Here is a 12385-nt window from a genome sequence, read left to right as displayed (position 1 = left end):
GATGTTTTTTTCTGTGGCGTTTTATTCGCTTCATCGCCTAATCCACTGATCTGCAAGCATTCGCTGGCGATTTTTCGTCGATGCGGCGAACATGCCTGCTGTTTTGATTTTCAACGGAGTGACCGTGGCCCACGAGCAACCCTTGGCCCCCGCCGACCTTACCCCTCCTGCCCAGTTGCCCTGGTTTCGCCGCCTGGCCGCCCGCTTGCTGGGGCGTGGCCTGACCCGCCTGCAAGCCCAGCACCGCGACTCGTGGTTCCTCGGCCACGCCACAGGCCAGCGCACTGGCCATGCCGATGGCGTGCGTGAAGGGTTCGAGCGTGGTCGGGTGGAGGGCTTTGAAGCGGGGCGCCAAGTGCTGGTGATCCGCGATACGCGCCCCGACAGCGCCGCCGTGCCAGGCCAGGATGACAACTTGTTCGACGACTGGCGCCTGCCGTTGACGGCCGAGTTGAAAAAGCGCTTCAAGGCCGATGTCGCCCAGCGCCTGCCCGCCGAAGCCCAGCCCAGCGCCGCGCAATGGAAGCTGATCTTCAGTGACACCCCGTCTACCTGCGTGGTGGCAGGCGCCGGGGCAGGCAAGTCCACGTCGCTGGTGCTGCGTATCCTGCTGCTGCGTCATTACCTGGGTTACGAGCTGGATGCGATGACCGTGGTCACCTTCACCCGCGAGTCGCGCAAGGACTTCATCAAGCGCCTGCTGCAGGTGTTCGCCCTGTGGCAGATCAACCTGCAGCCTGCGCAGGCCCGCGAGCTGGTGCGCACGTTCCATTCGCGCATCCTGCCGCTGGTGCGCAGCCTGCCGGGCTTCGGCCAGGTGCGTGCATTTGAAACACTGGGCCACGAGATGCCTGCCGGGCGTGAGGCCGAGGCCGACAGCAACCCGTTCGACCTGCGCCTGAACGATGCCCAGCGCCAGCAGCTGAACCAGTGCTACAGCAGCTTGCTGGGCGAGAGCCCGCGTTTTGCCGAGCTGGTCGGCCAATTGCGTAGCGAAGCCTTGCAACTGAAGCCGCTGGACCCGAACAACCCCGATGTGCAGAAGCGCGCACAGGTGACCCAATTGGCCGCCCAGCGCGACGAAGAACTGTGCGACGTGATCGAGGACCTGTGGTTTGCCGCCGGCGTCTGGCCGATCAAGGGCATCGAGCCCTGCCGCGAAACGGTCGACATCCGTGGCAGCCGCTTCCATGTGCATGGCCGCCTGGAAGGCCAGGGGCCTTTGGTGGTGCTGGGCTTCGACCCTGCACAAAGCGCGCAGTACCAGCGCCCCGGCGCCAAGCTGACCGTGCGTGCCGAGTGGGCGGTCAAGCGCACGCTGCTGCAGGCGTTCTGCGACAGGCCGCTGATCTGGCTCGACAACTACGCCATGGCCAGGCGCCTGGCGGCATCGTTGGCGGGCGATGCTGTGGCCGGTCCTGGCTTCGAGTACAAGGTCAAGGGCGAACTGGCCCCGGCGCCGCTGCTGGATGCGTTCGTCGGTGCCGCCAACTTCATCGAAAACCTGGGGTTGGAGGTGAACAAAGCAGTGGCGGCGATGAGCTTTCCGTCCGGCGATAGCGATGCACTGTTCTTCGAGGCCCTGGCGTTGTACTGGAAAGCCCTGGAAGCGCACCTGCTGGACCAGTCGCCGCCGGTGATGAGCTACAACCGCATGTTCGCCCTGTTTGGCGAGAACAACCCAGAAAACCTGCACTTGCTGCCCGATCCGTTGCTGCGGCCGCTGGCGCACCTGATGATCGACGAGTTCCAGGACGTGTCGCCGCAGATCGTCAGCTGGTTGCGTGCCTGCCTCGCTGAAATACGGCGCCGCGGCCCGGCCATGCACACCGGGCGCCATGCCCAGCATTCGTCGTTGCTGTGCGTGGGTGACGACTGGCAATCGATCTACGGCTGGCGTGGCAGTTCGCCCAAGTATTTCATGGAGTTCACCAAGGCGTTCCCGTCGCCGGCCAACACGCGGGTGATGCTGGTCGACAACTACCGCTGCCAGCAACAGGTGATCGATGCGGCCGAGCACCTGGTCAAGGGCACCCCGGCGATTGCCGGCAAGAAAGCCCGCGCCAGTGGCCCGGCGGCCGAGTTGCCCGGCTCGCCGGTCAAGGTGTTCGACCGTGACGAGGCTGCGTTGGGCGAAACGCTTGTCGAGCACTACCAGCGGGGTGAGACGGTCATGATGCTGTACCGCAAGGGCAGTGACCGAGCGTTGATGAACGAGCACCTGCAAAGCGTGCTGCACGCCGACGCGGCGCTTCCGGCCGAGCAGCGCCGGCTGCGCCAGCTGACCTACCACAGTGCCAAGGGTTTGCAGGCCGATGCGGTGTTCATGCTGGGTGACTGCCAGTACCTGACCAGCTCACCCTACAAGAACCAGGTATACCGCCAGGCCGGGCTGGGCAAGGCAGGTGATGCCCAACCGTTCGATACGGCACAGAAGGAAGAAGTGCAGCGCTTGGCCTACGTGGCGGTGACCCGTGCAGTACAACACTGCTATTGGCACGTAGAGGCCGCCAATGGTGACGCCGCAGCGGCCCCACGGGCGTCCAGCCAGGTGGACGGCAAGCAGGCCTTCTTCGAAGACCTGCGCGGGCAGTGAGTGGGGGTCAGCGGCCGATTGTTTGCGTCTGGCGGGTGAGGCTGGTCAGCAGACCGGTTTCAACCTGCTGCTGCTCGGCAGTCAGCGCGTCAACGCCCTGGCGATACTGCTGCTCGTTGAGCACCACGCGACGTAGCCTGCCGTCAGCATCCACCGGGCTTTCAGGCATCACCCTGGCCAAGGCTCGTCGCACAGAGCTGTCCAGGGATGTCACCGGCTCGGCGGTTTCATCCAGGCAGTAATAGAGGTAGTCAAGGCCTGGCCGCCAGAAGTCGGTGATCAGGCTGAACTGTGCCGCGTGCTCTCGTTTCAAGTACTCGACCCAGCCCGGCTGCTGGGTCAACCATTGCTCCCGAGCGATGGCATCCCTGTCCAGGGAACGGACCGCAGCTTTCACCATTTCGATGATTGTGTCGTTGATTCTGGCCGTATTGCGGTACAGCATGCCTCGGCTCGGCTCAGGGTAGTCCAGCGCGCTGGCTAACGACTGGCGCAAGGCCAAACGTACCTCCACATCGTCCACCAGCCCCGTTTGAAGTTCGCTGTCCGGAAAGGCTGAGGGGTCGTCGAGCTCATCGTAGGGGGGGAGGTTTTCATCGAAGGCCCCGTCGAGCAGCGCCTGTTTGCGCAAGGACCTTCTCCAGCTGATGCGATCGGCCAGTTGATTGACCTGACTGCGTCGATACAACTTGCCATACAGGCTCAGTAGATCAGCGGGTCGACTACCGGCGACGGCTGCCGCTTCGTGGGCCAGCACTTCTATCTCCAAGGCACTGAACGCGTCGGCACCTGCGTCGCCACAGGTTGGCGGGAAGTCGCCGGCCACGGTGGCGATGCGCTCACGCAGCACGGTGTCGTGGGCAGCGTCATCCAGCAGCTTCCAGACGCGCGCCCTCAGGGCCTCGCCATCACGCTGCGCTTCTGCCGACTGGGCAAGACGTTCGAGTACGCCCAGCAGCGCTGCGTTTTCACCTTGGTCGAACAGGTCACTCCACAGCTGCTCCTCGGCATTGCTCGCCTCGCCACGGAAAACGCCTTGCCACAGTGGCACGTCTTCTGCGTGTTCGAAAACGTTGACGCCGCTGCTGCCCAGGCGTGCACGTGTCTGGGCTTCCAGGGTGTTGTAGTTGAACAGCCAGCGGCGCTCCGGCAAGTGCGCGGCGACATCGCGGGCAAAAGGGGTACGCAGCACGCCAGGCAAGTCTGGCAGGGTACGAATGCGGTTGGACGAAAGGTTCAGATAGCGCAGTTGGTACTGGGGCTGGCTCATCAGGACGGTCAGGCTGTCGGGCCACTGCTGCAGTTCGCAACGCTCAAGCTCCAGGTGGACAAGACGGGCCATGAAGCGCAGGTCGGGTGCCAGTTGCAGTGGGTTGCCTGACAAGTGCAGTACAGTGGGGTGAATCATGTCCTGAAACTGGGCGGCAAGGCTTTGGTCCAGGGTGATTTGATTGTGGCCCAGGCCGAGGGCATCCAGGGGCAAGCGCGTCAGGAAGCCCAAACTGGTGGTGTCGAGTTGCAGCCGGTTGCGGCTGAGCCACAGGAGTCGCAAGCCGGGCATTGCCCCGATGGCCTGTTGGGCGGTGGGTGAAAGGGTGGTCAGGCCATTGTCGGTCAGGCCCAGCTCGCGTAGCCGCGGTGCTGACCTCAGCGCCTCGAACAGTGTTTCGGCATCGATGTCCGGGTTGCCGACGATTTCCAGGGTTTCCAGGTTAGGGAAGTTCGTCAGGAAGCTGCCCTCCAGGCGCCGCATCTGCAGCCCCTCGAGCCTGAGATTGCGGATATGCGGCATGCGTGCAGTAAAAGCGGGTAGCGCTTCGAGCTGCATACGGTCCAGTACCAGTGTTTCGGCTTGCGCGCCGCCTTCACGGCGGGAAGCACTCATCAGTCGCTCGGTGCATTGCTGGCGATCAAAGCGCTCTTCAAGGGTGCGGGCGGTGCTTACCCAGCGGTTGAGATCTCGGTTGAGGGTACGCTGCTCGACCTCCAGCCGGTTGATGGCGCTACCCAGGTCACCTCCTCGAGCCAGTTCGGCTTGTAGCCCACTGATTTGCTCGCTGTTGAGTTCGGGGTAGAGCGCCCGGAGTCGACGTGCAGCCGGCAAGGCTCGTCCTTGCAGGCCACGGCCGCTCAGGGGATAGCCCAGCTGGCCGTTGGCCAACCGCAAAGGGGAGCGGAACCTGGGGTTGATGGGTTGCTGGCCGATCAGTGAGGCGCAGTGCTGGCGATCGTCAAGGGCAAGTTGCAGCAACCGCGCCGGGTCAGCCTGCGGGTGCGCGGCTTGCAGCGCCTGCTTGATGCGTAGACTGTCGTCGTTGGCCAGGCTAGGCCTGAACAGGCCGAGGAGGGCGCGGTCAAGCCGCGCTCGAGCTTGCAGAAGGCGTGCTTCCTCGGCAATGCGAAGCGGCACCCGGCCGTTGGTCAGGCGTTCCCGTTCGGCGTTGCTGAGGTTGGCAAGCAATTCTTCAAGCGCGCTGTCCGGCAGCCCGGGAAACTGCCGGGCGAGGGTTTGTGCAGTGGGTGGGTGTGTGGGACGGCGTCGTTGTTGCAGGCTCTCGAACAGCGCCTCGCGATGCTGTTCCAGGTGTTGCGCGAGCTTGTTGTTCAGTGCGGACGATCGGTGCTCAGTGGGTGTGTCACCGAGCAACTGCTCAATGGCTTCTTCATCCATCTGATCCAGCACGGTCTGGCTCAACTGGCCATTGTCCAGGTCGGTACGGGTAATTTCGATTTCTGTCTGGCCCAGCGTGTGAGGGGGGCCGTAGCGCACCGATTCGCCCCAGGGTTCTGGCCCTTGGTAAACCTTCAGCACGTTCCCCTCGGGCCACCCCGGCAGGCGCAGCAACTCAGGCAAGGCAAAGTTCTTGTACGCAGCCAGCGGCAACCCATGGCGTACGCAGTTGATGATCTGTTGTGTCTGATTGTCCAGTTGCAACCGCTGCAGCGTGTCGATCAACAAAGCGGGTGGACGCAGGCCCGCTGCCTGGGTGCGGCGCAGCACGTCTGGATCGGTACCGGTAGTGCGCATGGCATGGTCCAGTTCGCTGTCGTCCAGGCCTGCGCTATGGCTGCCGAGGCGGCGCGCAAGCTGTTCACGGTCCCATTCCAGAGGCTGTTCATGGGCCAGTTGCCAGCGGGCGTTACCATGATGCAGCAAGCGTGGGGCATAGGCCTGCGCGTCATCAGGGTGGCGCACGCGCCATTGCTGATCAGCGCCCTGAAACACCTCGTACAGGGTCCCATCCAGCTTCAGGTAGGTCTTCCCGTCGACGTGCACATGGCCGAGCAAATCGGGTTGAGCCTCCTCAGGAATAGCCGCCGTGCTCGCATAGGGTTTCATGTCGGGGTGCCAAAGCACTTCCTTGTCTTCATGCCATACACTTTTCAGTGCATCGACAAAGCCAGACGCCTGGACGATCCTGGTGCCCACTGCAAAGCCGGCAATCACGCCCGCGTTGATGGCCAATGATTCCAACTGCGCCAGTGCCTGCCGGGTATCACCTTCTTCCCAGGCCTCGAACCCGGTGAAAACAGAGCTCATCAGGTCGTAAGCAAAAACGCCTAGCATGACCGTGTTCAGCCCCGGCACGAAGAACGCGGCGACATTCAGCACGTTCATCCCCAGGTCGAACCAGTACTTCAGACGCTCATTGCGTGCGTTGGCGTCGACTTCGGCGGTAGGCACAGCAATGGTTTTTGCGTCGGCCTTCATGCGCGCAAGGTGTGCGTTGTACAAGGACGTCCAAGGGTCGGTCCTGATGGGCGAGAGCGTGAAAGGGATCACTGGCATGATGCGGGGTTTGCGTATGCCCGCTTCATCCTCTTCGAACAGCGCGATTTCCAGCTTTACGGCGAGTTCTTTTTGCCTGTCCTTGTAGGCGAAATGCACCAAGGCGCGGCGAAACTCGCTTTGCAATAGCCGGCTGCGCAGGTGCTTGCCCGCTTCCTGACGAGAAGCGAACTCCCTTACCGGGTGCTCGCTGTCGCCAGGGACATACACAATGCAGGGGTTCTTGCGGTAAGGGTTGTCTGGCCCGATGAACAGTATTTCGTGGACGGGGGTATCGAACAGGTTGAAGTGCCAGCAATGCAACGCCTCGTTTTCATAGGTGGGGTGAGGCTTGCCGTCGCACAGTTGCCCAAGCGCATCGAGCCCGGCCTCGCTCAGCAGGCCTTTGAGCTTGGCGATCAATGCCTGGACCCTCAAGGCCTCACGGTTCGCTGCAATCGACAGGCGCTGGATTTCAGCGCGATTGGCGCCTTCATGGGTTGCAAGCAAATGGTCTTGATAGCGTTTGCCAAGGTCCAGTGCCCGACAATGTCTCACGAAGTCCGCCATCGTCAGGCCTGCCAGGGACGTGTCGCTGCCAGCGGCGTCGGTGAGCCTGCTGTAGGGACCGACTTCGTCCAGCCCCTCGAAGTTGTGCAGGGCAGCCTCCAGCAAACTGCGTGTTTGCGGCTGGCCTACGGGGCGGGTGGCCAACACTTCCGCTTCCACGTCCGGGACCAAAGGCGTTTCCACATCGGGAACGCCAACCCAGATGTTGGCCTCTGACTCAAAGGGCTGGAACACATACTGCGCCCTGTCTACGGGTACATTCAGCTTCAACCGCTCGGTCAACAGAGGGCCGCAGAACGCGATGATGTCCTTGAACTCGCCTAGCGCCTGCTTGACGTGCGCCAGCCGTTTGTTTCGGGTTTGCAACGCCTTGTGCAACTGCTCACGCATTGGCTCATCGGCAGTGGCATACCACGAGTAAGGGGTGCCATCTTCATCGAGGTACTCCTTGTACAGGCTCTGCACCACTTTGCGCGTATGCGTGGGTTGGAGCGCCTTGCTCCATTTCGGTAACGATCGGGTTATCTGGCTTTGATGTAACGGTGTCGGGGTTGTCATGGTCACCATCTCTTTTGTGGGGGGAGACAGTCCACGCTGATCAAGGCGCCGGGGTGCGGTAGATAGTTGTTGGCAGCAGTCGGTCCTGCGTATGCGCGGGTCGGTGGGGGGCTGGCAGCGAGGGAGCATCTGCGAGAGGGTGAGGCAGGCCATGGTGCAGGCTTCAGCCAAGGAGAATCGCAATGCGTTCGCTGTGCAGTCCGAAAGACCACCTGCTAGACCTCGATGGCGTTGAAATAGCGGTTCGCACCTGGGGGGCAGAAGACGGTATTCCCATATTGGCCTTGCATGGCTGGCTGGATAACGCTGCCTCGTTCGAGCGCCTGGCTCCGATGCTGGACGGCTGCTTCGTGGTGGCCCCCGACCTGATCGGCCATGGCCGTTCCGGGCATCGTCGCCACGACAGCGGCTATTACCTGTGGGAGCATGCCGAAGACATGCTGGCGGTGACCGACAGCCTGGGCCTGGCGCAATTTCATGTGCTGGCCCATGGGATGGGCACCGGTATAGCGTCGCTGTTGGCGGCCATGACCAGTGGCATTGCCAGCATGACCTTCCTCGACGGCATGGGGGCACCGTTCACGGTGGCTGAGGATGACCGCGTGCAGCACCTGGCGCGGGCTTACCGGCTCAAGCGCATGGTACAGCGTAGCCAGTTGCCGGGTTTTGCCGAGCCGGATGTTGGTCGCTTCGACGACCTGGACACCGCCCTGGCGCAACGCCGCGAGCGGCTGGACACCGAACTGTCGGAAGGTGCCGCTCGGCTGCTGGCGCTGCGCGACCTGCTACAGCTGGACGATGGCTATTGCTGGCGCCACGACCCGCGGCTGGTATTGCCCGAACCCATGCCCCTGACCGAGCGCGAAGCCTGCGACCTGCTCAGTCAGATCCGCTGCCCGTTGTACCTGCTGTTCGGCCGCCAGGGGGCCTTCACCGGCGAGGCCTTTACCCGGCGTCAGGCCGCCTTGCCCAGCCAGGCGAAAGTCTCCTGGCACCCAGGCGGGCACCACTTCCACCTGGATGCGCCGGACCGGGCGCTGGTCGACCAGTTGCTGCGTATCCTGACGCGCCATGAAGGGGGCGTACTGCAACGCTTGGTGAACGAGTAGCTGATTCTGGTCACGCCGGGTGAACCTAGGCTATGGTGGCGAACGTATTCGCAAACACGCCACAGGGAGCCCGGCATGCGGCCTTTCACCATCAAGCACATCGACCACCTGGTGTTGCGGGTCAGTGACCTGCCGCGCAGTGTTGCCTTTTACACCGAACTGCTCGGCTGCACCGTCAGCCGCGTGCGCGAAGACCTGGGCATGGTGCACCTGGCCACGGGCACGGCGATGATCGACCTGGTGACCCTGGATGGCCCGCTGGGGCAGCCAGGCGGAGCGGCACCGGGCGTGGAAGGGCGCAACCTGCACCATTTCTGCCTGCGCATCGAGCCGTTCGACGAGGCCGCGTTGACGGCCTATCTGGAAGCCGCCGGGGTAAAGGTGGAGCCTGCCGAGAAGCGGTATGGTGCCGAAGGCGAGGGGCTTTCGCTGTACTGCTACGACCCGGATGGTAATCAGGTCGAGTTGAAGGGGCCGGTAGTGCCTGGCGGGTGAAACCACACCCACCAAAATCGTCAGCCAACCCGCTATCGCCCAGCACCCCGGTGCGGCGTGTCGTCCAGGCCGCCCTCTCGTGCAGGGCCCGGCGGGTGGATATCCAGCCAATCCCGATTATGCTTCATGAACCTTGCTGCGATCCGAGGCGGCCCGCCTCGTCGTGCTTCGCGCAAACAAAGCAAGCTCAAGGGCCTGGGTGCGACGGTGAAGTGGTTGTGAGGTGCTCCGGCCTGCATGACAACATGACGGAGGCAACCCATGGCGGTTCTCGACAGCACATCCACGGGCAGCGCGCCCCAACGCGGTATCACCAAGGAGGAGCGCAAGGTCATCTTCGCCTCGTCCCTGGGCACGGTATTCGAGTGGTACGACTTCTACCTGTACGGCTCACTCGCCGCGATTATCGCCAGGCACTTCTTCGCTGGCGTCAATGAAACCACCTCGTTCATCTTTGCCTTGCTGGCCTTTGCCGCCGGCTTTGCCGTCCGACCGTTCGGCGCCATCGTGTTCGGCCGCCTGGGCGACATGATCGGGCGCAAGTACACCTTCCTCATCACCATTGTCATCATGGGCCTGTCCACCGCAGTGGTGGGCCTGCTACCGGGCTACGCCACGATCGGCGTGGCCGCGCCGATCATCCTGATCACCCTGCGCTTGCTGCAGGGGCTGGCGCTGGGCGGTGAGTACGGCGGCGCGGCCACCTACGTGGCCGAGCATGCGCCCAAGGGCCGCCGCGGCTTTTTCACCGCCTGGATCCAGACGACTGCCACCCTGGGGCTGTTCCTGTCGCTGCTGGTGATCATGGCCTGTCGCACGGCCATGGGGACGGAAGCGTTCGAGGCCTGGGGCTGGCGGATACCGTTCCTGCTGTCGATTCTGCTGCTGGCGATTTCGGTGTACATCCGCCTGCAGCTGAACGAGTCGCCAGTGTTCATGAAGATGAAGGCCGAGGGCAAGGCATCCAAGGCGCCCCTGACCGAATCGTTCGCCCGCTGGGACAACCTCAAGGTGGTGATCATGTCGCTGCTCGGCGGCACCGCCGGCCAGGCCGTGGTGTGGTACACCGGGCAGTTCTACGCGTTGTTCTTCCTGTTGCAGACGCTCAAGATCGAGCCGCAGACCGCCAACCTGCTGATTGCCGGTTCACTGTTGATCGGCACACCATTCTTCATTTTCTTCGGCAGCCTGTCCGACCGGATTGGCCGCAAGAAAATCATCATGGCCGGCTGCATCATCGCCGCGCTGACCTACTTCCCGATCTTCAAGGCACTGACCGAGTACGGCAACCCGGATGTATTCGTTGCCCAGGAGCAGAACCCGGTGGTGGTGGTGGCCGACCCGGGCCAATGTGCATTCCAGTTCGACCCGGTGGGCAAGGCCAAATTCACCAGCTCCTGCGACATTGCCAAGAGCCTGCTGGCCAAGCGCGCCATCCCGTATACCAATGAAGCGGCGGAGCCCGGCAGCGTGGCACAGATCCGCATTGGCGAACGGGTATTGCCGAGCTTTGATGGCAGCAGCCTGGCGGCGGCGGACTTCAAGGTGCAAAGCGAAGCGTTTACCGCAACCCTGAGTGGTGCATTGAAAGAGGCGGGCTACCCGGAAAAGGCCGACCCGGCGAAAATCCACTACCCGATGGTGCTGTTGCTGCTGACCATTCTGGTGATCTACGTGACCATGGTCTACGGGCCGATTGCCGCCTGGCTGGTGGAGCTGTTCCCGGCGCGCATCCGCTACACCTCAATGTCGCTGCCTTACCACATCGGGAATGGCTGGTTCGGCGGCTTCCTGCCGACCGTGGCGTTTGCCATGGTGGCAGCGACCGGGGATATCTATTACGGCTTGTGGTACCCGATTGTGATTGCCGTGATGACGGCGGTGCTGGGGATCTTCTTCCTGCCGGAGACCAAAGATCGGGATATCACTCACACCTGAAGATCGAGTTTGCCTGTGCTGGCCCCTTCGCGGGTGAACCCGCTCCTACAGGTACTGCACAGGCCTCGCTTTGTAGGAGCGGGTTCACCCGCGAAGAGGCCGGCACAGGCCTCGAACGCTGTGTAGGAGCGGGTTTACCCGCGAAGAGGCCGGCACAGGCGATCAATCAGTCGAAGTAGCCACGAAGCCCGAATGCATACCCGGTATCCACAGCTGTCGCCTCACCCCGGCTCCAGCGCTTCTTCAGCACGAACTCGAACGCTGGCTCGTACAACCCGTCGCGCACCAGTGCCCCCGCCAGCACCTCCACGTCGTACCAGCCATTGTCCAGCTCGATGATCGGCCGCCCAGGCAGCTGGTAACGCGCCATCAGGTCACCCAGGGTCTTGGGCGTGAAGTGCTGCAGGATGCGCCAGGTGTACAGCATCAGCGCACCGTGCTCGATCCGCAGTACATAGCCATTGCGCCGGTGCTTCAGGCGGCTGCCGGCTTCGCGCAGGGCCGGTGTGTGGTTATCGAGGGTGAACAGGATGCGGTAGGGCAGGTTGTCGACACCGGCCAGCGGCAGCACGATGCCTTCGCGCACCGCCTGGTCGCCGCTGTCGCCGTGGGTGAACGCATGGGCCAGGTCGTCGGGCAGTTGCTGGTCTTGCTTGAAGCGTTCGAGCAACTGGATATCGCCAAGCAGAAAGTAGTCGACCAGGTCGTTGAGCACTTCGCTGAATTCGTGGCGCATCTGTTTTCCTTGTGGGTGCGCATTGGGGTAAGGGCAACCGACTAGTGCTTCTGGGCAATCTGGATCAGGTTGCCGCACGTGTCATCGAACACCGCCACGGTAACCGGCCCCATTGGGGTTGGTGGCCGGATGAACTGCACACCGGCCGCACATAGCCGGGTGTATTCGGCCTGGATATCACGCACGCCGAACGAGGTGGCGGGGATGCCATCCTGCTTGAGCGCGGCCTTGTACACCTTGGCCGCCGGGTGCGCGTCGGGTTCCAGCAGCAGTTCGACGCCATTGGGGTCGTTGGGCGAAGTCAGGGTCAACCAGCGGTGCCGGCCCATGGGGATGTCGTGCCTGGGCTCGAAACCGAGTACGTAGTGGTAGAAAGCCAGGGCCTTGGCCTGGTCGTCGACGAGGATGCTGGTGACCACGATCTTCATAAGCACACACCGTTTACCTGGGGCCGATGACTATCAGTAAAGACGTTCGGGCGTTTTTGACCAGTGGTTGCTGTGCCACGGGGCCCCGTTCCAGGCGCAAGCGTGGTGCGGCACCGGTTTGCGCAGGCCTGTGAGCCGAGGTACTGGCAGACCCTACAAAAAACCTGCTCAAGGCATAGGTAAATC

Annotated in this window: 7 protein-coding genes; 4 read left to right on the top strand and 3 right to left on the bottom strand. The window is 62.9% G+C overall.

What is annotated here, in order from left to right; genetic code table 11:
* The first annotated feature begins 91 nt into the window (after positions 1–91).
* Entirely contained in the window at positions 92–2596 is a 2505-nt protein-coding gene (locus tag ACZ889_RS21225; RefSeq protein WP_476257784.1) for a UvrD-helicase domain-containing protein, read from the top strand.
* Between the two features lie 7 nt (positions 2597–2603).
* Here ACZ889_RS21225 and ACZ889_RS21220 read toward each other — a convergent pair whose 3' ends face one another.
* Entirely contained in the window at positions 2604–7493 is a 4890-nt protein-coding gene (locus tag ACZ889_RS21220; RefSeq protein ID WP_476257783.1) for an NEL-type E3 ubiquitin ligase domain-containing protein, read from the bottom strand.
* A gap of 182 nt (positions 7494–7675) precedes the next feature.
* On the opposite strand from ACZ889_RS21220, the gene ACZ889_RS21215 reads away from it, so the two are divergent.
* The 3 genes from ACZ889_RS21215 to ACZ889_RS21205 all read left to right on the top strand — a co-directional run bounded on the left by ACZ889_RS21215 (position 7676) and on the right by ACZ889_RS21205 (position 11035).
* Entirely contained in the window at positions 7676–8602 is a 927-nt protein-coding gene (locus ACZ889_RS21215) for an alpha/beta fold hydrolase (RefSeq protein ID WP_003250808.1), read from the top strand.
* 75 nt (positions 8603–8677) lie between these two features.
* A complete protein-coding gene (locus tag ACZ889_RS21210; RefSeq protein WP_003250810.1) occupies positions 8678–9097 on the top strand; it encodes a VOC family protein in 420 nt (139 codons plus the stop codon).
* Between the two features lie 261 nt (positions 9098–9358).
* Positions 9359–11035 carry an MFS transporter gene (locus ACZ889_RS21205; protein WP_020193582.1) on the top strand — a complete coding sequence of 559 codons (1677 nt, stop codon included), beginning with the start codon at positions 9359–9361 and terminating at the stop codon, positions 11033–11035.
* 166 nt (positions 11036–11201) lie between these two features.
* On the opposite strand, the gene ACZ889_RS21200 is transcribed toward ACZ889_RS21205, so the two are convergent.
* Both ACZ889_RS21200 and ACZ889_RS21195 read right to left on the bottom strand, forming a co-directional pair.
* Positions 11202–11771 carry a hypothetical protein gene (locus ACZ889_RS21200; protein ID WP_180689786.1) on the bottom strand — a complete coding sequence of 190 codons (570 nt, stop codon included), beginning with the start codon at positions 11769–11771 and terminating at the stop codon, positions 11202–11204.
* A gap of 41 nt (positions 11772–11812) precedes the next feature.
* Positions 11813–12199 carry a VOC family protein gene (locus ACZ889_RS21195; protein ID WP_003250815.1) on the bottom strand — a complete coding sequence of 129 codons (387 nt, stop codon included), beginning with the start codon at positions 12197–12199 and terminating at the stop codon, positions 11813–11815.
* Between the last annotated feature and the right edge of the window lie 186 nt (positions 12200–12385).

The organism is Pseudomonas sp. TE3895 (assembly GCF_056278855.1).
This window is presented reverse-complemented; position numbering and strand designations above follow the sequence as displayed.

Bases quoted from the DNA above. Each gene is read 5' to 3' on its own strand.
- ACZ889_RS21195 (WP_003250815.1), bottom strand. From the start codon at position 12,199: ATGAAGATCGTGGTCACCAGCATCCTCGTCGACGACCAGGCCAAGGCC.
- ACZ889_RS21205 (WP_020193582.1), top strand. From the start codon at position 9,359: ATGGCGGTTCTCGACAGCACATCCACGGGCAGCGCGCCCCAACGCGGT.
- ACZ889_RS21220 (WP_476257783.1), bottom strand. From the start codon at position 7,493: ATGACAACCCCGACACCGTTACATCAAAGCCAGATAACCCGATCGTTA.
- ACZ889_RS21200 (WP_180689786.1), bottom strand. From the start codon at position 11,771: ATGCGCCACGAATTCAGCGAAGTGCTCAACGACCTGGTCGACTACTTT.
- ACZ889_RS21215 (WP_003250808.1), top strand. From the start codon at position 7,676: ATGCGTTCGCTGTGCAGTCCGAAAGACCACCTGCTAGACCTCGATGGC.
- ACZ889_RS21210 (WP_003250810.1), top strand. From the start codon at position 8,678: ATGCGGCCTTTCACCATCAAGCACATCGACCACCTGGTGTTGCGGGTC.
- ACZ889_RS21225 (WP_476257784.1), top strand. From the start codon at position 92: ATGCCTGCTGTTTTGATTTTCAACGGAGTGACCGTGGCCCACGAGCAA.